General features: G+C 52.5%; 18 protein-coding genes. 5 read left to right on the top strand and 13 right to left on the bottom strand.

The annotated features are described in order from the left end of the window. Positions 1-28: 28 nt before the first annotated feature. The 4 genes from WFJ73_RS27155 to WFJ73_RS27140 all read right to left on the bottom strand — a co-directional run bounded on the left by WFJ73_RS27155 (position 29) and on the right by WFJ73_RS27140 (position 5,533). Positions 29-658: a fumarylacetoacetate hydrolase family protein gene (locus tag WFJ73_RS27155; protein WP_336776074.1), complete on the bottom strand. Its 630-nt coding sequence runs from the start codon at positions 656-658 to the stop codon at positions 29-31. 44 nt (positions 659-702) lie between these two features. Next, positions 703-2,649: an ABC-F family ATP-binding cassette domain-containing protein gene (locus WFJ73_RS27150; RefSeq protein WP_336776073.1), complete on the bottom strand. Its 1,947-nt coding sequence runs from the start codon at positions 2,647-2,649 to the stop codon at positions 703-705. A gap of 646 nt (positions 2,650-3,295) precedes the next feature. Then, on the bottom strand, positions 3,296-4,681 hold the full coding sequence (gene fumC / locus WFJ73_RS27145; protein ID WP_336776072.1) for a class II fumarate hydratase: 1,386 nt from the start codon (positions 4,679-4,681) through the stop codon (positions 3,296-3,298). A gap of 183 nt (positions 4,682-4,864) precedes the next feature. After that, entirely contained in the window at positions 4,865-5,533 is a 669-nt protein-coding gene (locus WFJ73_RS27140; protein WP_015842390.1) for a bifunctional 2-keto-4-hydroxyglutarate aldolase/2-keto-3-deoxy-6-phosphogluconate aldolase, read from the bottom strand. 178 nt (positions 5,534-5,711) lie between these two features. Between WFJ73_RS27140 and WFJ73_RS27135 the strand changes: the two genes are divergently transcribed. Continuing rightward, positions 5,712-5,939 carry a DUF2642 domain-containing protein gene (locus tag WFJ73_RS27135; RefSeq protein ID WP_336776071.1) on the top strand — a complete coding sequence of 76 codons (228 nt, stop codon included), beginning with the start codon at positions 5,712-5,714 and terminating at the stop codon, positions 5,937-5,939. Positions 5,940-6,019: 80 nt separating this feature from the next. On the opposite strand, the gene WFJ73_RS27130 is transcribed toward WFJ73_RS27135, so the two are convergent. The 4 genes from WFJ73_RS27130 to WFJ73_RS27115 form a co-directional block, all read right to left on the bottom strand. Beyond that, entirely contained in the window at positions 6,020-6,328 is a 309-nt protein-coding gene (locus WFJ73_RS27130) for a Dabb family protein (RefSeq protein ID WP_336776070.1), read from the bottom strand. A gap of 56 nt (positions 6,329-6,384) precedes the next feature. After that, entirely contained in the window at positions 6,385-7,314 is a 930-nt protein-coding gene (locus WFJ73_RS27125; protein WP_336776069.1) for a TauD/TfdA dioxygenase family protein, read from the bottom strand. Positions 7,315-7,340: 26 nt separating this feature from the next. Continuing rightward, on the bottom strand, positions 7,341-8,375 hold the full coding sequence (locus WFJ73_RS27120; RefSeq protein ID WP_336776068.1) for an aliphatic sulfonate ABC transporter substrate-binding protein: 1,035 nt from the start codon (positions 8,373-8,375) through the stop codon (positions 7,341-7,343). Between the two features lie 255 nt (positions 8,376-8,630). Next, positions 8,631-9,224 (bottom strand): TetR/AcrR family transcriptional regulator, encoded by a 594-nt coding sequence (locus WFJ73_RS27115; protein ID WP_336776067.1) that lies wholly within the window; start codon positions 9,222-9,224, stop codon positions 8,631-8,633. Between the two features lie 113 nt (positions 9,225-9,337). Here WFJ73_RS27115 and WFJ73_RS27110 point away from each other — a divergent pair, with 113 nt between their 5' ends. Further along, entirely contained in the window at positions 9,338-10,132 is a 795-nt protein-coding gene (locus WFJ73_RS27110) for a 3'-5' exonuclease (protein WP_336776066.1), read from the top strand. Here the strand turns inward: WFJ73_RS27110 and WFJ73_RS27105 are convergent. Further along, entirely contained in the window at positions 10,129-10,983 is an 855-nt protein-coding gene (locus WFJ73_RS27105) for an ABC transporter permease (protein WP_336776065.1), read from the bottom strand. The genes WFJ73_RS27110 and WFJ73_RS27105 overlap by 4 nt on opposite strands. Positions 10,984-11,323: 340 nt before the next feature. Beyond that, positions 11,324-12,094: an ABC transporter ATP-binding protein gene (locus tag WFJ73_RS27100; RefSeq protein WP_336776064.1), complete on the bottom strand. Its 771-nt coding sequence runs from the start codon at positions 12,092-12,094 to the stop codon at positions 11,324-11,326. A gap of 334 nt (positions 12,095-12,428) precedes the next feature. Between WFJ73_RS27100 and WFJ73_RS27095 the strand changes: the two genes are divergently transcribed. Beyond that, positions 12,429-13,307, top strand: a complete 879-nt coding sequence (locus tag WFJ73_RS27095) for a DMT family transporter (protein ID WP_336776063.1) — start codon at positions 12,429-12,431, stop codon at positions 13,305-13,307. A 170-nt stretch (positions 13,308-13,477) separates the two neighbouring features. Here the strand turns inward: WFJ73_RS27095 and hisA are convergent, their stop codons facing one another. Next, the gene (gene hisA, locus WFJ73_RS27090; protein WP_336776062.1) at positions 13,478-14,230 is read right to left on the bottom strand and encodes a phosphoribosylformimino-5-aminoimidazole carboxamide ribotide isomerase; all 753 of its coding nucleotides are present in this window, start codon (positions 14,228-14,230) and stop codon (positions 13,478-13,480) included. 153 nt (positions 14,231-14,383) lie between these two features. Here hisA and WFJ73_RS27085 point away from each other — a divergent pair, with 153 nt between their 5' ends. Further along, complete coding sequence (locus WFJ73_RS27085; protein ID WP_336776061.1) at positions 14,384-15,160, top strand: exodeoxyribonuclease III; 777 nt, start codon at positions 14,384-14,386, stop codon at positions 15,158-15,160. Here WFJ73_RS27085 and WFJ73_RS27080 read toward each other — a convergent pair. After that, complete coding sequence (locus WFJ73_RS27080) at positions 15,157-16,767, bottom strand: ABC transporter substrate-binding protein (protein WP_336776060.1); 1,611 nt, start codon at positions 16,765-16,767, stop codon at positions 15,157-15,159. The genes WFJ73_RS27085 and WFJ73_RS27080 overlap by 4 nt on opposite strands. Before the next feature lie 76 nt (positions 16,768-16,843). Then, positions 16,844-17,746: an AraC family transcriptional regulator gene (locus WFJ73_RS27075; RefSeq protein WP_336776059.1), complete on the bottom strand. Its 903-nt coding sequence runs from the start codon at positions 17,744-17,746 to the stop codon at positions 16,844-16,846. A 213-nt stretch (positions 17,747-17,959) separates the two neighbouring features. Here WFJ73_RS27075 and WFJ73_RS27070 point away from each other — a divergent pair, with 213 nt between their 5' ends. After that, a complete protein-coding gene (locus tag WFJ73_RS27070; RefSeq protein ID WP_336776058.1) occupies positions 17,960-19,567 on the top strand; it encodes a glycoside hydrolase family 43 protein in 1,608 nt (535 codons plus the stop codon). Positions 19,568-19,969 lie beyond the last annotated feature (402 nt).

The raw sequence follows: 19,969 nt of genomic DNA, 5'->3' as shown, positions 1-19,969 counted from the left end.
CGTTTTATGGCTCGTTTTATGAGGTGTGCTATACCAGCTTCACCGTGCAGCTTGCTGCTTTTTCGCCGTTAAACAGTGCTTCAAGCACGTCGCCGTCATGCAGAGCAGCTACGCCGGCAGGCGTGCCGGTAAAGATAATGTCGCCTTCGCCAAGGCCGTAACGGGAATCGATATGACGCACCAGCTCCGAGATGCTGAACAGCATATCCCGCGAGTTGCCAAGCTGAGCCTGCTCGCCGTTGCGAATCAGGGCAAAATCAAAGGCTTTCAGCCCCTCCTCGCCCGGATAAGCCATCCATTCGCCAAGCGGCGCGGAGGCTTTGAAGCCTTTGGCATCCAGCCAAGGCTGGCCTTTGGCCTTCAGCTTGCTTTGCACGTCGCGCAGCGTCAGGTCGAGTCCAAGCGCCAGTCCGTCAATAATCTCGTCCGGCGACATGCCCGGCTCAAGCGGACGCGCAATGCGAAGCACCAGCTCCAGCTCGAAATGCACTTCCCCGCGTCCGCCCGGAATTTCGACGACGTTGCCGTTCATCGGCGCGACCGCATGAGAAGGCTTCGTAAAGACAAGCGGCTCCTCCGGCACTTCGTTACCAAGCTCAAGCGCATGCAGCCGGTAGTTCCGGCCGATGCAGTAGATGTTGCGAATTTCGTTAGCCATGGTTGGAGTTCCTCCTGCAAAAAATTGTCATCGAAAGCATGAACTTATTTCTTCTGAGCCGCAATCTGCTCCGCCAGCTCGTTCAGCTCCGCCCAGCGGTCCATCAGCTCTTCCAGCTTGGACTCCAGCTGCTGCTGCTCATCCACTAATTGCTGCAAGAGCGCAGAGTCGCTGCCTGCGTTATTCATCTTTTCCGTCACGGCTGCCAGCTGTCCCTCCGCTTTCGCAATCCAGCCGTCAATCTGCTCGAAATCCTTCTGGTCCTTGTACGACATGCGCAAACGTTCGCCGGATGGCTTGCTCCCGCCGTCAACTGCCGTAGAAGCAGAAGGTTCTGCAGCCGGCTTAGCAGCCGCCTGTTTTACGCTGCTCCCCGAGTCCGCAGTGACCCCATACTTCTCGACATACTCCTGGTATTCGGTGTAGTTGCCGACATGCTGCGTAATGACGCCATCGCCTTCAAAGGCGAGGATTTTATCGACGGTCCGGTCAAGGAAGTAACGGTCATGGGATACCACAAACACAACGCCTGGGAAATCGTCGAGGTAATCCTCGAGTACCGACAACGTCGCAATATCGAGGTCATTGGTAGGCTCGTCGAGCAAAAGCACGTTAGGCGCGTTCATCAGGACGCGCAGCAGTTGCAGACGGCGCTTCTCGCCGCCGGAGAGCTTGCCGATAATCGACCATTGCATCGCAGGCTCGAAAAGAAACCGCTCCAGCATCTGACCGGCAGAAATGGTCGTGCCGTCTGCCGTCTTCACCTGCTCCGCTCCTTCGCGGATATACTCGATGACGCGAAGCGACTCATCCATCTCTTCATGCTCCTGCGAGAACCAGCCCAGCTTAACGGTCATGCCTAGCTCGATCTTGCCTTCGTCGGGCTGAAGCTTGTCCGCGATGAGCTTCAGCAAAGTAGACTTGCCTTCGCCGTTACGGCCAACGATGCCGACGCGGTCTTCCGGTACGGCGATATAGCTGAAATCGCGGATAAGCGTACGGTCGCCAAATCGTTTGCTGACCGACTCGATCTCCACGATTTTTTTGCCGAGGCGCGTTGACGCTACCGATACGTCCATTTTGCCGCCTGCTTGCTTCGGCGCTTGCGCCTTAAGCGCTTCGAACCGGTCGATCCGGGCCTTCTGCTTGGTCGACCTGGCTTTCGCTCCCCGCCGGATCCAAGCCAGCTCGCTCCTCAGCAGATTCTGCCGCTTGTCCTCCGAAGCCGCTTCCCGCTCCTCGCGTTCCACCTTCAGCTCGAGGAAACGGCTGTAGTTCGCTTCATAGAAGAACGCCCGACCTTTATCCAGCTCGATAACGCGATTGCTTACCCGGTCCAGGAAGTAGCGATCATGGGTAATCATGAGCAGCGCGCCTCTGCGCTTTTGCAGCATGCTCTCCAGCCACGCAACGGATTCGTTATCAATATGGTTGGTAGGCTCGTCCAGAATAAGAATATCCGAAGGCTGAAGCAAAGCCGCCGCCATCGCAACGCGTTTTCTCTGCCCGCCGGAGAACGTCTCTACCTTATCGTTGAAGTTCTGAATCCCCAGCCGGCCAAGCGCCGTCTTTGCTTCGCTTTCCAGCGTCCAGGCGTCCAGCTCGTCCATCTTCTGATTCGCCTTGATCAGGCGTTCCTGCAGCGACTCGTCGCTTGGCTTCAGCTCAAGCGCTTCAAGCGAAGCCGCATATTCGCGAACGGCGCGCAGCTGCGGCGAATCCCCGCCAAGCACATGCTCGAGCGCCGTCTCGCCGGGCGCAAATGCCGGGTCCTGCGCCAGCATCCGGACAATGACGCGGTTGCCGATCGAGATGCTGCCGGAATCGGCAGGCTCAAATCCCGCGATAACCTTCAGGAACGTCGACTTGCCTGTACCGTTGACACCGATAATGCCGATTTTGTCCCCCTCTTCGACGCCAAAGGTCACGTCCTCGAAGAGCATTTTCTCGCCGTAGCTTTTAGTTATATGTTCAACCGATAATAAATGCATAATAAGTTACCCTACTTTACATCCAAAATGTGCAGCCGCCGCTTGCGGCATCTGCCATCCGTATCATACCATATTCCGCCGCCTGCTGGCACCCGAGCCCCTGCAACTTGCAAGCTCAGAAGTCCCGCCTCACGCTAGCAGCTTAACGATGTCGTGCATCGTTAAGCTTAGCTTAGCCAGCCTCCTGCAACCAAACCATTCTCTGCTACTTCGGCCCACCTTAAGGCCCTTTAGGGACCTTAAGTAGCCCTTTTACACTCGCTAGAACATCGTTAAGATCCCTCAGGGACCTTAACCTCCCACATTTCAACGCATTTGCGCCGGTTTCAGCATTTCCGCCAACCTTAAGGTCCCTTAAGGACCTTAAGCGACCTATTCAGCACCAGCCCAACATCGTTAAGATCCCTCAGGGACCTTAACCTCCCACACTTCAACCCATTTGCGCCAGTTCCAGCGTACTCTGCCAGCCTTAAGGTCCCTAATGGACCTTAAGCACCCACGTCGCACCACGCCGAACACCTTTAGGGTCCCTCAGGGACCTTAACCTACCACTTTCCAGCGCGGATCCACCAGCTACGCGGTGCGCCTCCCCGGACGGCCCGCACACAAAAAAACAGGCTCCGGGAACCGGAGCCTGCCTCATCTATTAACGTTTGCCTACCATCGCTTCCGGCTTCACGTATTCGTCGAACTGCTCCGAAGTGAGAAGGCCGCTTGCGATCGCGGATTCTTTCAGCGTCAGTCCTTTTTTGTGCGCGTTTTTCGCGATTGCCGCCGCGTTCTCGTAGCCGATGTAAGGGTTCAGCGCCGTTACCAGCATGAGCGATTGCTCGAGGTTGCGCTTGATTACCGCTTCGTTAGGCTCGATGCCAATCGCACAGTTATCGTTGAACGAGATCATGCCGTCCGCCATCAGAGCAACGGATTGCAGGAAGTTGTAGATAATAACCGGCTTGAACACGTTAAGCTCGAAGTTGCCTTGGCTTGCCGCGAAGCCAATCGTTGCGTCATTGCCGAACACTTGGCAAGCTGCCATTGTCAGCGCTTCGCTTTGCGTAGGGTTTACTTTACCCGGCATGATGGAGCTGCCCGGTTCGTTCTCCGGAATGGAGATCTCGCCGATCCCGCAGCGAGGACCGCTTGCCAGCCAGCGAACGTCGTTCGCGATCTTCATCAGATCCGCCGCGAGCGCTTTTACCGCACCATGCGCGTACACGATTTGATCATGGCTTGTCAGCGAGTGGAACTTGTTAGGAGCTGTGATGAACGTTTTGCCAGTCAGAGCCGTTACTTCTTCCGCTACCTTCACCGCGAAGTCCGGATGAGCGTTCAGGCCTGTACCAACCGCCGTGCCGCCAAGCGCCAGTTCACGCATTTGATCAATGCTTTGGATCAGCATCGCGCGTGTTTTCTCGAGCATAGCATGCCAGCCGCTGATTTCTTGGCCAAGCGTAATCGGAGTAGCATCCTGCAGATGCGTTCTGCCGATTTTAACGATGTTGTCGAACTTCTCCATCTTCTCAACAAATGTACCAGCCAGTACATCGATCGAAGGGATCAGCTTGTCTTCCACGTCGATTACGCCCGCGATATGCAGAGCTGCCGGGAACGTATCGTTCGAGCTTTGGGAACGGTTCACGTCATCGTTCGGGTGGATGCGGGCTTCGCTGCCGCGTTCAGCAAGCAATTGGTTCGCACGGTGAGCAACCACTTCGTTCACGTTCATGTTCGTTTGCGTGCCGCTGCCTGTCTGCCATACAACAAGCGGGAAATGCTCGTCCCATTTGCCAGCCAGAATCTCGTCAACCGCTTCGCCGATGACGCCGGCTTTCTCCGCATCAAGCTTGCCAAGCTTCAGGTTTGCGTTTGCAGCTGCTTTCTTGATGATCGCCATCGCATATACGACTTGAATCGGCATTTTCTCGCCGCTGATTTTGAAGTTTTCCAAGCTGCGTTGGGTTTGAGCTCCCCACATTCTATCCGCAGCAACTTTGATCTCGCCCATTGTGTCTTTCTCAATCCGGTATTCCATGCTCTTTAACGGCCTCCTTCATGTTTACATGCACATAGTACTACTTTATACAAAATCACCGGGTCATTTCAATACGATTACCGCTTCATATCCATGCCGGGTCGGCATAATTCCAGGCCCAGCATGCAAAAACGCCCCAAGAGGGAGCGGCTAAGCTCTCCATCCCCGGGACGTTTCAAAATCTTACAGCCCTTTCGCGGCGCGATAGGCTTCCATATAAGCGCTTGCTTTTTGCTCGATCAGCGAGAAGTCGCCTGTTGCTACGGCATCCTTCGTCAGGTCGGAACCGATACCTACTGCCACGGCGCCCGCTTTGACCCAATCCTTCAGGTTGGAGAGCGATACGCCGCCCGTTGGCATAATGTTTGCCTGCGGCAGCGGACCTTTAATCGATGGAATGATGCTTGGCGAGAACAGGTTGCCAGGGAACAGCTTGACTACGTCAACGCCCATCTCAAGAGCGCTTTGAATTTCATGAACCGTCATCGTGCCCGGCATAACCGGAATCGCGTAACGGTTGCAAAGCTTAATCGTATCCGGGTTAAAAGCAGGTGCCACTACAAATTCCGCTCCGGCCATAATCGCCGCGCGTGCCGTTTCCGGATCAAGCACGGTACCTACGCCGATAATAGCGAAGTTGTCCGCATCCGGCGAAGCCGTGCTGGAATACTCTTTGGACAGCTGTTCAATCGCACGGAGCGCGAACGGCACTGTCATCGTAATTTCAATCGCTTTAATTCCGCCTTTAATGGCACGGCGCGCCATCTCAGCTACTTCCTCCGGCGAATCCGCGCGCAGAACCGCTACGACACCCGCCTCTGTTAATTGCCCAAGTACTTTCAGCTTCTTCATGAAAAATGACCTCCCATAGTCATAGGTGAAATAAACGCAAAAAGATTGAACATTCCCGCTCCATTATAGGCCTATGTTTAACCTTCGGACAACCCTGCAAAAAAACTGGTTCCGTTTTCGCTTGTAAGCGGATACTTATAATATACGAGTCAGACCTAACCAGAAAGGAATGAATCCAATGACAACGCCATCCGCTTCCCATCTTATTACGCCAGGCTCCACCCTTTTCTCCCTGATGACCCGCCACAAGGGCCAGTTAATGACCGTATCGACCGCAGCCGGCGATGTACAAGGCATTCTGACGGCTTTTGACCCTGCTTACCTCACCTTGACTACGAATACAAACCAGACCAAATACGTGCTTGTCATGAATATTGCTTCGTTTACCTTTGAACCGGCATATTAATGTTTTGAGCAAGCAAAAAGAGGGTGTCCCCAACAGCCTGAACCGGCTCCAAAGGAACACCCTCCATTGTCTATACTTCTTTAAACTTCCGAATAATCGATTTCGAGGAACGCTTCTACTTCCTTCTCCCAACGCTCCGATACGAAGGCAACATGCAGCGGATGCGCATTATAAGCCTCGTAAGCCGCCTGATCGGCGAACTCCATCGAGAACCCGAATTTATAGTCATTCTTCGGGCTTACTTGACGGAAAACCCGGAACTGCTGAACCGTGGGAATAGAACTTAGAATCGCTTTGCCGTCCTCGAGAAACTGACGTTCCTGCTCCGAGCCTTCGGCATGCTTCAAGGTAAAAATAACGGAATGCTGAATCCATGTTGATGCGGGCAAGTGCTTCCTCTCCTTTTAGAACGCTATGATAGGCCAAGCCTGCCCTAAGTATATAATTAATAAGGACGGTCGCCAAGAATGGAAATCCGTTCCGCAACGCGGCGGTTCGGATAATAATCGGAAGAGGCGTAATGCTGGGTCGCGCGGTTATCCCACAGCGCAATCGAATTTTTCTCCCAATTAAAACGCACTTGATATTCCGGAATCTCCGCTTGACGGAACAGGTACTGGAGCAGCTTCTCTCCTTCTTCCTCATCCAGGCCAACAATACGCGTCGTAAAAATCGGATTCACGAACAACGTCTTGCGTCCCGTCTCCGGATGCGTACGGACAACCGGATGCTCTGCGGCAGGGAATTCAGCCTGCTTCTGCGCAAGCAGCTCCGGCGGCATGTTCCGGCCAAAGGTTGGCGTAAAATCATGAATGGCGGTTAAGCCGTTAATCCGTTCCTTCACGGCTTCAGGAAGGTTATCGTAAGCAGCACCCATGTCTGCCCACAGCGTATCTCCGCCTTGTGGAGGCACTTCGGACAACCGCAGAACAGCTCCGAGGGATGGCTCCAAGCGCCAGCTTACGTCGGTATGCCAGTTGTTCTCCTGCCCCTTCATGTTCGCATCCTTCTCGAAACGGGTAATCTCCGCCGCCGCGCCCTTTGGCAGGAACGGATGGTTCTCAAGCTCTCCCCATTGTTTGGCAAAATTCAGCTGCTGCTCGCTTGTAATGTCCTGGTTGCGGAAAAACAACACCTTCCACTCCAGCAGCGCGCGGTGAAGCTCTGCTTTTACATCCGGCGATACTTGCTCTCTGAGGTCTACTCCTTCAATCTCGGCGCCAATCACCGGGCCAAGCGGCTTCAGCGTGAACAACGTATAAGGACGGTCTTCCAGGCCATCAGCCAAACGCTGCAGGAATCGCGGGCCGCCTTGAATCGTGCGTTTCGAAAAAAGATCAAATTGACGGGATGTGTCTACGGTTAATTGAGTCATGGTTAATCGCTCCTTTTATAAAAGGTTTATTGGGACAGCTTCTCAAGAAAACTCGCGTCGACATGATCCTGGAAGCTAATCTTGTTCTTAATGAAGCCGTTGCTGAGCAAGAGCTCCGCCGACTTCTGCTGCGCATCCAGCTCTTCCTGAGAATAAGCGCGAAGACTCGGCGCGGAGCTGGCGAGCAGCGCTTTTACCACGCTTGCGTCAATCTTTTTCAGATCCGCATAGATCTTAACCGCTTCGTCGGTGTTGGCGTTCTGCCAATCAATCGCCTGCTTGTAAACTTTCAGGAACGCCGTGACCAGCTCCGGATTGCTCTTTGCAAAATCCGTTCTTGCGATAGCCGATACCGGTGCGGCAATGCCTTCATTGGAGCCCGCGATAATCGTCGCTTTGCCCGATGCCGTCTCCTTCGTCGTGTAAGGATCCCACGTTACCCATGCATCCACTTTGCCGGTCTCGAAAGCCGGCAGCGCATCCTCCGGCTGCAGAGCAATCAGATTGACGTCCTTGTCGCTCAGCCCGTACTTCTCCAGCACTTTCAGCAGGAACACATGCGCCGTTGTGCCTTTGGCAACCGCAATGGACTTGCCCTTCAGGTCCTCAACCTTCGAGATCCCTTTATCCTTCGGCGTAATAATCGAGTTGGACAGCTTACCGTCGCTTAGAAGAGCGATAACCTCGAAAGGCAGGTTGGCCGATAAACCGGAAATCGTAGCGCCATCCCCCAGGAAGGAGAGATCGACGCGTTTGGAAGCAAGCGACTCAAGCAGCGGAGGCCCGCTCTGGAATTCGCTCCAGCTGACGTCGGCGTTTAGCGTCTTGAACTCCTCCTCAAGCCAACCCTTTTCCTTTGCCAGAAGCAGCGGCGATAATCCTCCGTTGATCGCTACGTTGACCGTTACATGCGGCCGTTCAGCCGCATCTCCGTTAGCCGATGCCGCGGATGCGGTTGAATCCTTTGACGCCTTGCCGCCGCAGCCGGCCAGCACCGTCACCAGCGCGATTACCGACAAGGCTGTCAGCGTTAAAGCCCGAAATTTGTTTCTCTTCATCATGCTCCATCTCCTTTAATACAAGTTTATTTATTTGTTTAATCGGATTTAGAGAATAAAAAAAGATTCGATCCCTACCCTCCCCCTGTGATCAGGTAAAAGGTCAGGAAATCGAATCTCCGGTCGTCCAGTCGATTCTTCATTCTCTTCGTTCGACAAACTGATAAAATGATCAATTTGTCATTTGGTGATTCTGATCATACCAGCTGACTTTTTGGCTGTCAACCACTTTTTTCCGATTATTCCAACCTGCTTGGTTTACTTTTTCGCAACAAGCCTCAGCATAATATCGACGGCATGACCGGAAGGCTCGCCAAAGCCGCGGTAGCCCCATATCGACGTACTTTGAAACAGGGACAGCAGGAGCGTTGCCAGTTCAACCGCATCCCCTTCCACGATTGTACCTTCCGCCTGCCCGTCGCGTATAATATCCGCGAGCAGATCGCGGTTAGCCTGAGCCTTCTGATTGATCTCCGCTTTCTCCTCCGGATTCAGCACTTCGGTCGCCTGTGCCTGCAGCACGACCCAGAAATGCGTGGACGTCCTGCCCTTCTGCAGATATTGCTCGATGAGCCATCTGAGTTTATCGAGTGACGTACCGCTGCCGCCGCGCGCTTCGAGCAACAGCTCGGTGTACCTTTCCTGCGAGGACTGTACAAGTGCCAATAGAATCTTCTCCTTGGATTCGAAAAAATTATAAACATGACCGTAGCTTAATCCCGCTTCGGTCGCAATATCGGATATTTTCGCTACGGCTACGCCGCGCACGGTAAATACGGAAGCCGCCGCCGACAATATCTGATTGCGGCGCAGTTCCCTCTGCTGCTGGTCTTTGATGACGTTCCTGGCCATAATATCTGCTCCTTCGCCATGATCCTCTCAAGAGGTTCTCATACGCTCATTCCTGTTTCCTTCGCATTTCTGTTAGAATGGATAGGCATGAGCAATTTATCGGGGGTTAATACATGGATTATATAATTCTAGACATTGAATTTAACGGACGCAAATTCGCAAGCGACCTCCCCATGGAAGTCATTGAGATTGGCGCCGTACGGCTGAATGCCGATTTGCAGCAGACCGATATTTTTTCTTCCTTGATCAAGCCGGTCTACTTCTCCAAGCTGAATTCCTTTATCAAGAAAAAAACGGGTATTCCGCAGGAAGAGATTGATATAGCGCCAAAATTCCCTCGCGTGATCGGCGAGTTTATGAAGTGGCTGGACCGCGGAGAGCCCTTTATGCTCTTTACTTGGGGCGGCGAAGACCTGAAACGGATCGTCTACGATACGCGGATGCATAAGCTGGATGACGCTTTCTGGCTGTCCATGGATACTTTCGACCTGCTGAAGGGCTATCTCCGCTATAAAAATATCACAAACGACGTCAGCGTAGAAGCCGCTTTGGCCGATCTTAACCTGGTCTTCGAAGGGAATGCCCACCGGGCGCTGGACGATGCGATTATGACGGCCGACGTATTCCGCGCCATCTTCGATCACTTGGATCTCGATGCTTATAAGCAGAAGTACAAGGACCTGTACACCAACGCGAAGGAACGCCGCATGGTCAAAAACGCCGTGCGCGCGATGCGTACTCAAAAGGCAGCCCCCACTTGGGAGCTGCTGGTCAGCAAGCATTTGGAAGGCAAGATTGCTTTGACGGATCCGCGCAAGGAAGCCGAGCTGAAGGAATATTTCGAAGCGGAGGCCGCCAAGCTGCCGCCGCGTCAGGCTCCGCCGCAGCAAAGCCCGGCCGGCAGCTAACCCTTGTAGCTGTCGCGCCATTTGAGAAGGCGCCGCTCCAGTACCCGTACCAGCGAGTCCGTCAGCTTGCCGACGGCAGCAAACAGGATAATGCCGATAAACACAACCTCGGTGCGCATAAACGACCGGGCATCTTGGATCAAGTAGCCGATGCCCCGGTCGGCACCCATCAGTTCAGCCACGACAAGCACCAGCCACGCAATACTGATCGAAAGCCGGAGTCCCAGCAGCACGTTGGGCATTGCCGCCGGAAGGACAAGGCGGATCATCTGGTTCACCTTCTTGAATTCCAACACCCTCGCCACGTCAAACAGCTTGGAATCCACGTTCCGTACGCCAAGAAACGTATTTACATACAGCGGGAAAAACGCTCCCAGCGCAATCAGCAGGATTTTCGACGTCTCCCCAAACCCAAACCACAAAATAAACAGCGGCGTAATCGCGAGCAGCGGTACGGTGCGAATCATTTGAACGGTAGGATCCACGATCTCCTCGACCTTGCTGAACATGCCAACCGTTAGGCCAAAAATCAGGCCAAGGCTGCCGCCAAGCAGAAATCCGAGCAACGCCCGTAGTACGCTAATCTCCAGATGGCGGAACAGTTCTCCGGAGACGATCATTTCATAAAACTCTTTAATAATGGAAGACGGAGCCGGGAACATCATCGCGTCTACGATTCCCGTGCCGCTTACATATTGCCACCCTCCAAGAATAATAAGAGGCAGTAAGCTGCCCATCAGAAGCTTTCTTCCCTTGAAATCGCCTTTCTTCCTCGAGGCGCGAACAGCAGCGGCAGGCTTGGAAGCCGCCGGGGATACTCCTTTTAATGCTTCAGTTGCAGGATTTGACATGGTTATCTTCCTTTCATGGCTCCGGTTGTTTAGAGCAGATGCTCCTTGCGGTTTGTTCGGCGCTGAGGCTTCGGTTGTTCGGTCGATTGCTCCTTGCGACGCTCCGGTTGATCGATCGATTGTTCCTTGCGGTTTGTTTCTTGAATTAGAATTTTTCATAGGTTGAAACAACCGCGCAATAGTCACACTCGACCGTTCAACCTCCGCTAACAGCAGGACATTCGCACTCGACCAAACAACCTCCGCTAGCCTTTAAAAACACGCAAAGTCGCATTCCACCGAAACAATCTCCGCTGGACGTTAAAACAAGAGTCACAAGAGGCCTAAACATCGGTCGGAGTTAGATGGTATACGTTTCTTTATCCGGCTCCTCGTGATCGAGAGCACGGAGGATTAACGTGCGGAGGTCCTGGAACGCCGTGCCTGTTCTTTTGCGAGGGAACGGAAGATCGATCGGAACAATCGTTTTGATCCGGCCGGGACGAGGGTCCAGAACGATAACCCGGTGAGACAGGAAGACCGCTTCGTCGATATCGTGAGTGACAAATAGCATCGTTGTGCGGTTTTCGCGCCAAATATCCAGCAGCGCCTCCTGCATATGGCTGCGGGTGAAGGCATCCAGCGCGCCAAACGGCTCATCGAGCAGCAGCACCTTCGGATTTCGGAGCAACGCTCTCGCGATAGCCACCCGCTGGGACATGCCCCCGGACAGCTGCTTCGGATAAGCTTTTTCGAAGCCCTCCAATTTAACCAGCTTGATCAGCTGATCTACCTTCTTGCGGGTTTCCGGGTTGCGAAGAGATAGGTCGGCCGCGATGTTGCGCTCAACCGTGAGCCAAGGAAATAAACGATGCTCCTGAAAAATAAACCCTTTCTCCTGGGACGGCTTCTTCACTTGCTCGCCTTCAAGCAGAACACGGCCTTCGATATCGACATCCAGCCCCGCTACAATCTTGAGCAGCGTGCTTTTCCCGCAGCCGCTTGGTCCAATGATCGATACAATCTCCCCTTGGTTGATGGTCAGCTTCAACCGGTCAAGCACGGGAACCGCCTCGTTTGAATTGCGGAACGTTTTGCTTACGTCTACAATCTCCAATAATGCCGTCGACATAGCCGGCACCTCCTCTGTTGGATTGTTCTCCCCTAATTTTATTTTTCCTTATTGGAATAGTTGGAATTAGGGTATAAAAAAAGATCCAATGGACGTCTAAGCAGACAGCTCCATTGAATCTCTGGTTGGTCCAGTCGATTCGATCTCCTGTTACAGACTGACATTTTCGTCAATCCGTATCTGTTGATAAGATCATAGCGGGTTGGGAAAAGGCTGTCAATCGTTTTTTGAAGTCTAAAACCAACAGTTTCAAATTGCTCCCGATACCCTCCTGTAGTAGTATTACATGTTGGGGTTTTTATACGAATTTTATTGCATGGGAGAAGTATCATTCATGAATCGCGCATCCAAGTCTTTCTCCGCCTACGAGCTCCTCTACGTCGTTGGCATCATCGCCATTTCGTTCTCGTCCATCTTCATCAAATGGTCCAGCGCCGAGCCATCGGTTATCGGCATGTACCGCCTCTACCTGACTGTCCTGATTATGCTGCCGCTGGCATGGAGATACAAGCAGGAGCTGCTCTACCATACGATCCGCCAGCTTCTACTGCTGCTTGCTTCGGGTGTTATGCTTGCCTTGCATTTCCTGTTCTGGATGTCGTCGCTCAAGCATACCACGGTTGCAAGCTCAACGATCTTCCTGGCGCTTGAACCGGTGCTCGTCATGCTGGGCTCTTATTTCATCTTCAAGACGAAGGCCAACAAAATAATGCTGATCGGCATGGGAATTGCCATGATCGGCACGGTTATTATCGGCTCGAGCGACCTGGCCTTATCGAAGGAAGCTTTGTACGGCGACGTCCTGTCGATTCTCGGCACGATTGCGGTAGCGCTCCATATGCTGATCGGCAAGCAGCTCCGGAGCAGCACAAGCGCCTTCGCCTATAACTTCCTTGTGTTTGCCATTGCCGCTACGACGCTTGCCGTCTATAACCTTATTCAAGGCTACCGGTTTACCGGCTACAGCTCGCATGAGTGGGGCATCTTCCTGCTGCTGGCAATTGTGCCAACGCTGTTCGGCCATTATCTGTTCAATTGGCTGCTGAAGTATATGAACGCAACGGCCGTCTCCATGTCCGTGCTGGGCGAGCCGGTTATCGCTTCGCTGTTAGCCTGGGCACTGCTCAAGGAGGCTCTCACGGGTTGGCAGCTTGGCGCAGGCATCGTGATCCTCTTCGGCGTGTGGCTGTTTATGCGCCACGGTAAAGAGTAGTCTGTTTTTCGCTTTCAGGGCAGAGAAAATGTATCTTCTGGAGAGCGTTAGCGCCTGCCTTTGCCTTCCCTTTGCAACCTTTAAAAATTGTTCAGGCAAAGGGAAGGCAACAGCAGTGGAAGAAGATACATTTTCTCGTGCTCCTGCTATTAAGCGAAAAACAACTCTCTCTACCGGCAGTAAGCCACTACCTCATCATAGGACAGGTTGCCGCCGAAGATGTCCAGCGCGCTGCCGATCGTAATATCCAGCTTGCCGTCCGTCAAACGGCGGAACAGCTCGAGATCCTCCAGCGAGCGCGCGCCGCCGGCATAAGTCGTCGGGATGGTTACCCAATCGGCCAGCTGCTTCACCAAGCTTTCCAGAATGCCCGTCCGCTTCCCTTCCACGTCTACCGCATGCACGAGAAACTCGCTGCAATACGATTCCAGCTCGCGAAGATTGGCTTCGTTCACCTGGAAGCTGCTGAAGGTCCGCCATTGATTCGTCACGACATACCAGCTTCCGTCCTTTTGCTTGCAGCTCAGATCGATAACTAGCTTGTCCTTGCCAACCTCGGAGACAATCCGCTTCAGGTTGTCCATATTCAGCTCGCCGTCGCGGAAAATATATGACGTCACAATAACCTGCGAGGCACCGGCCTCGAGATATTTTGCCGCGTTATCCGCCGTAATCCCTCCGCCGATCTGCAGGCCTCCCGGATATTCGCGCAAAGCGGATAACGCCGCCTCTTCATTGCCCCCGCCCAGCATAATGACGTGACCGCCTGCGAGCGCATCCCGCTTGAACATCGAAGCGTAATAAGCCGAGTCATGCTCGGACACAAAATTTTCAACCACGCGCCCCGGATTGGCATCCAGCGTCTCTCCGACAATTTGCTTCACTTTCCCGCTATGCAGGTCGATACACGGTCTGAACTTCATGCGATCTCCTCTTTCTCGTCTTTAAGTCCCTTTATTGTAACAGAACTGTCCGCCATGGCGTATGCCGCATAGGCAAAATTTTAAAGCCTTCGAACGGATAAGCGTATGTTACACTAGAGTACGAGAGTTAATAGAGAAGGAGATTCGCGAGCGATGAAGTTTGTTTCCTGGAATGTTAACGGCCTTAGAGCCTGTGTAAATAAAGGATTTTTGGATTATTTTAACGAGATGGACGCGGATTTCTTCTGCCTGCAGGAGACGAAGCTTCAGGAAGGACAAATCAACCTGGAGCTTGGCGAAGCCTATCATCTGTTCTGGCATTATGCCGAGAAAAAAGGGTACTCCGGCACCGCGATTTTTACGAAGCATAAGCCTCTGTCCGTAAGCTACGGCTTAGGCGAAGAAGACGAAGATAACGAAGGACGGGTTATCACGCTTGAGTACGAGAGCTTTTATCTCGTAACGGTGTACACGCCAAATGCCAGGCGGGACCTGTCGAGGCTGGATTTCCGGCTGGCTTGGGAAGAGCTGTTCAGAGGTTATCTCACTAAGCTGGACGAACATAAACCGGTGATCGTATGCGGGGATTTAAACGTGGCTCATCAGGAAATCGATCTGAAAAACGCGAAGTCGAACCGAGGCAACTCCGGCTTCACGGACGAGGAACGGGAAAAAATGACGCGTCTGCTTGACGCCGGATTTATCGACTCCTTCCGTTACCTTTACCCGGACCGGACGGATGCGTATACCTGGTGGTCTTTTATGCCGAAAATCAGAGAACGGAATGTCGGCTGGCGCATCGACTATTTCCTAACATCAGCAAGACTTGCTCCGGCCATTGTTGATGCCGGCATCGATTCCCAAATTCTCGGCAGCGACCATTGCCCGGTTGTGCTCACCCTCGACATGGAAAAGAGACATCAAGCTTAACGCTTAATGTCCCAATCCTGCACATCGATAAACATGCCGTAATCGGAAGGATGCACGCCGGTGACCGCATTATTAACTACGCCCAACGAACGGGTCGCGTAAACGGACAGCATTGGCACATCTTCAGCCATAATTTGCTGCAGCCTGCTGTAAGTCTGCATCATATCCTGCTCTCGCGTCTCCGATTTCAGCAAAGAGAGCAGCTTGTCCACTTCGGGATTACGGTACCCGTTGGGATTCCCTTCCTGCAGGAAATAGCTCACGTCCGGCAGCGGGTTAACGAGTGACATCGAGACCGTCATAACGCCAAGATCGTAGTCTCTTTCAACGATTTTATGGATTAGCGGGGCCAGACTTACCATCTGAATCTCCGCGTCTATTCCAACAGCCTTTAAATCATCGGCTGCCATTTGGGCTGCCTGCTCCAGCGTGCTGTCCCCGGCCAAGACGGATAACGTCAGCTTTGTACCGGGTATCCAGCCTGACTCTGCGAGCAGGCTTTTTGCTTTGTCCGGATCATATTCGGCCTGTTTGACCGACGGGTCAAGGTAAGGGCTGTAGCTGGTGAAAAATCCGTCTACCGTCTCTCCCGCTCCACGCAGCAGATCGTTTACAATCCTCTCCCGGTTGATCGCGTAAGAGATGGCTTGCCTTTGCCTTGCATCCGGCAGCTCTTGTTCATTGATATACATAAATTGGGTCGCAACGGATGGCTCATTGATCGTTGTCACCTTCGGGAGCGATTTGATCTTACCGTAGTCATCAATCGGAATAACTCCAAACGACGGAATATTAAGATCCACATCCCCGTTTTCGAGCTGATCGGCAAGCGCCTCGCCCTTCAATATTTTAAAGTTTAACCGGCTGATTCTTGGCGGTCCCTTGAAATAACCGGCGTTTGCCTTCAGCTGGACAAGTTGATCCTGCACATAGCTATCGAACTGATAAGGACCGCTGACGACAGCCGTTTTTTGCACAAAATCACCATTCCTCAGCTGATCAATCGATGCATTTTCAAGCGACTTTTTCGGGAGCGTAAGCAAGTTCCGGCCTATCGCGTCCTGCATAATGGTTAAGGTTGTCGGTTCCTTGGTTTTAATCGTAAGCGTATGCTCGTCCACGGCTTGCACGCCGGTTAACGCCAACTGCTCCTCCGGCCGGAAGCCCGCTGAATCTGTCCCCTCTATAATGGAAAACATATACGCATAAGTCGAAGCAATCTCCCTGCTTGTCATTAGCTGCAGCGTAAAAACAACATCATCCGCCGTGACTGGACTCCCGTCGCTCCATTCGGCGGCCGGATTCAGATTGATCGTAAATAACCTATGATCCGTTGTTGTAATGGAATCCGCCAGCATCGGCTTAAAGGTCAGATCCTGATCCAGTTCAAAAAGCGGCAAATACATTAAACCGGAAATATAAGAAGAGACCTGTCCAACAGGCGACAATGGATTTAGAGTATTTGGCGAGTACGTTACTCCGATATTAACGGTTTTTGCCGAGGAGATTGGCTTCATGGATAGTTCCGTTCTACTACATGCCGATAGGATAAACAGCATACCTATTAGCAGTCCTAACAGGGAGCGCATACGACTAAAGTTATGCATGGCTGCGTCACTCCTCTTCAAAAATCTAAGCGTAAACGACTGCCGGAAGCATGCGTTTCGCGATAGATACCTCTCCCTATAGTTTACCACTATATGTATAATCGTGGAATCTATCCCTGAAACGGCTTGGCGATTCCCCGGTCCACCGCTTGAACTGTCTGCTGAAATGAGCAATATTGTTGTAGCCAAGTCTCGAGGAGATCTCTTCAATCGTCTGCTCGGGATCCATCAGCAGAAGCTTCGCCTTCTTCAGCATAATCGTGGACAGGTATTGCCTCGGGGATACGCCAAAAGCCCTACTAAACAGACGATTCACCGACGAGGTGCTGTATCCAACCGCAGCGGCAATCGAGGTGATCGTATCTTTGTCATTCATAAATCCGGCAGCCGCAGCATCCTCCACGGCCTCCTCCAGCATAACCGCGACCCGTGAAGCCAGCTCGGAGTTTCTAAGATTGGCAGGGTCCTGATTCAGCTTGGACAATGTACCGCTAAGGGCGGCAAACAGCTCGAATAATGCAGACAGGACATGCATGCGGGCTTCCGTTCGCAGCACCGCCTCTTTCGACACCGTTAATCCGATCAGCTTGTCCAGCGCCGGCCTTATCGCCATAGCAAGCTCGCTGTCCGCAGGGTAGAAGCATCTTGGACTCCTGTTAAGCAACTCCCGGAACGATGGCTCGTCCACGTCAAAATGAAGGCAGTAATACGTCATGTCTTCCTCCCCCGACACCCGGCTTTCATGCCGGTCGCCTGGCCTGAAGAGCAGCAGGTCGCCCGCTTGTTGCGTGTAGCTTATCCGTTCAACGCTAAACTGCTGGGTACCCGTCAGAACTAGATTGATCTCAAACAACGGATGCTTGTGAAGCGGATAAGTCCAGCCGGAATCAACGGTTCGGGAGTGGGCTCCGAACACCCTGAAGGTCGAGTCCATATCGGGCAGCATATACTCCCTTTTTTGACGTTCTTTTTGCTCCATTTCAATTTCCTCTCCGGCGGCCGCCCCAGCATGATTGATTTGGGTAAATAAAGTCCTGCTATGGATATGGGATAACAAGATAACCCTTGATAATATTAAGATATTATAACATAGCAACCAGCGGATTTCTGTGATTAAGATGGGTAATTTCTATGTAATTCCAGTCTTTCCAATGGCTTATTTGCTGACTCACGAGAGGAGATTTTTGTCGAAATGGCTACTATTACAAACCCTATTTTGCCGGGCTTTAATCCGGATCCTTGCATTTGCCGTGTAGGCGAAGATTATTATATTGCGGTATCGACGTTCGAGTGGTTTCCGGGCGTGGGGATTTACCATTCCAAGGATCTGAAAAATTGGCGGCTTGCCTCCCGCCCGCTGAACCGTCTAAGCCAGCTGAACATGATGGGCAATCCGGATTCCGGCGGGATCTGGGCGCCTCAATTGTCTTACAGCGACAATCAGTTCTGGCTGATTTACACCGACGTAAAGGTTGTTGAAGGCCAATGGAAGGATTGCCACAACTACCTCGTTACCTGCGATACGATTGACGGCGAATGGTCCGAGCCGATTCATATGAACAGCTCCGGCTTTGACCCCTCCCTTTTCCATGATGAGGACGGCAGAAAATATTTCGTAAACATGATGTGGGATCAACGCGTTGGCAATCACCCGTTCTACGGTATCGTGCTGCAGGAGTATGATGCGGCTGAGCAACGTCTGGTCGGCAAAGCGGAAATCATTTTCAAAGGCACCGACATTAAGCTGACCGAAGCACCGCATTTGTACAAAATAGGCGGCTATTACTACTTGCTGACCGCTGAGGGCGGCACTAAATACGATCATCAGGCGACTATTGCGCGTTCCAAGGATATTCGTGGACCGTATGAGGTACATCCGGAAAATCCGCTTATTTCTTCGCACGCTCATCCGCGGATTGCGCTGCAAAAAGCGGGACATGCTTCGATCGTCCAGACGCATACGGATGAATGGTTCCTTGTCCACCTGGTAGGTCGTCCGCTCTCCCGCGAAGGACAACCTTTGCTGGACCCGCGCGGTTATTGCCCGCTTGGACGAGAAACGGCTATTCAACGTCTTGAGTGGCATAACGATTGGCCCTATGTGGCAGGCGGCAATAAACCTTCGCTGACTATTGAAGGACCAAACATCGAAGAAGTGGCGTGGGGACCCGACTTCCCCGAGAAGGACGAGTTCGATTCGGAGACGCTGAATCCTCATTTCCAGACCTTGCGAATCCCGCTCGGCGAGAAGATTGTGTCCTTGAAGGACAACCCGGGCCACCTGCGTATCTATGGGAAAGAATCGCTGACTTCGAAGTTCACGCAGGCTTTTGTCGCCCGCCGCTGGCAGCATTTTAACTTCACCGCGGAGACGAAGGTAGCGTTTAGCCCGGAGACGTTCCAGCAATCCGCCGGTCTCGTGAACTATTACAATACGCAGAACTGGACTTCGTGCCAGATTACCCGGCATGAAGAGAAAGGCCGTATTCTGGAGCTGGTTGCGTGCGATAACTTCTCGTTCTCGCAGCCGCTGCAAGGCTCAGAGGTTGTTATCCCAGGCAATGTGGAATATGTATTTCTCCGCGTTGACGTTACGGAGCTGACTTACCGCTACTCGTACTCGTTCGACGGAGAGAGCTGGATAACGCTGCCGGTTACCTTCGAATCGCATAAGCTGTCGGATGATTACATTCAAGGCGGCGGCTTCTTCACCGGCGCATTTGTCGGCATGCAATGCCAGGATACTTCGGGACGGAGTCGGTATGCAGACTTTGACTATTTTGTTTACAAAGACAACTAAGCTTGTCATAGCGGAAATTGGAGACAAGTGCGCTCGTCATGGCGGGAATTGTTCTCCTTCCGGTTGCTGTTGCCAGTGTGAAATTTTGATTATACTCGTTTAACGAGATTTCACACTGACAAAGGCAAGCGCTCCGCTCCTCCAGGAGAACAATTCCCTCTATTCCTCGCCCGTTGTCTTATTTTTGGGGGACCGAAAGAAAAGGAAGGCCGCTTAATAAACTGGACCCCATAGACTGAACACTTGAAAAAAAGTGTTTAGGCTGTGGGGTCCTTTTTGTATACTGGTATGGGCATCTAAGGAGGTTATCATGAGTAAGAAACTTTTCTCCAAGGCAGATCAGGAGCTGCTCTCTAAGAACAAAAACGTCAAGAATGTAAGCGACAAAGCTATAACCTATTC

Source organism: Paenibacillus sp. MMO-58 (assembly GCF_037146255.1).
Lineage (GTDB): Bacteria > Bacillota > Bacilli > Paenibacillales > Paenibacillaceae > Pristimantibacillus.
This window is presented reverse-complemented; position numbering and strand designations above follow the sequence as displayed.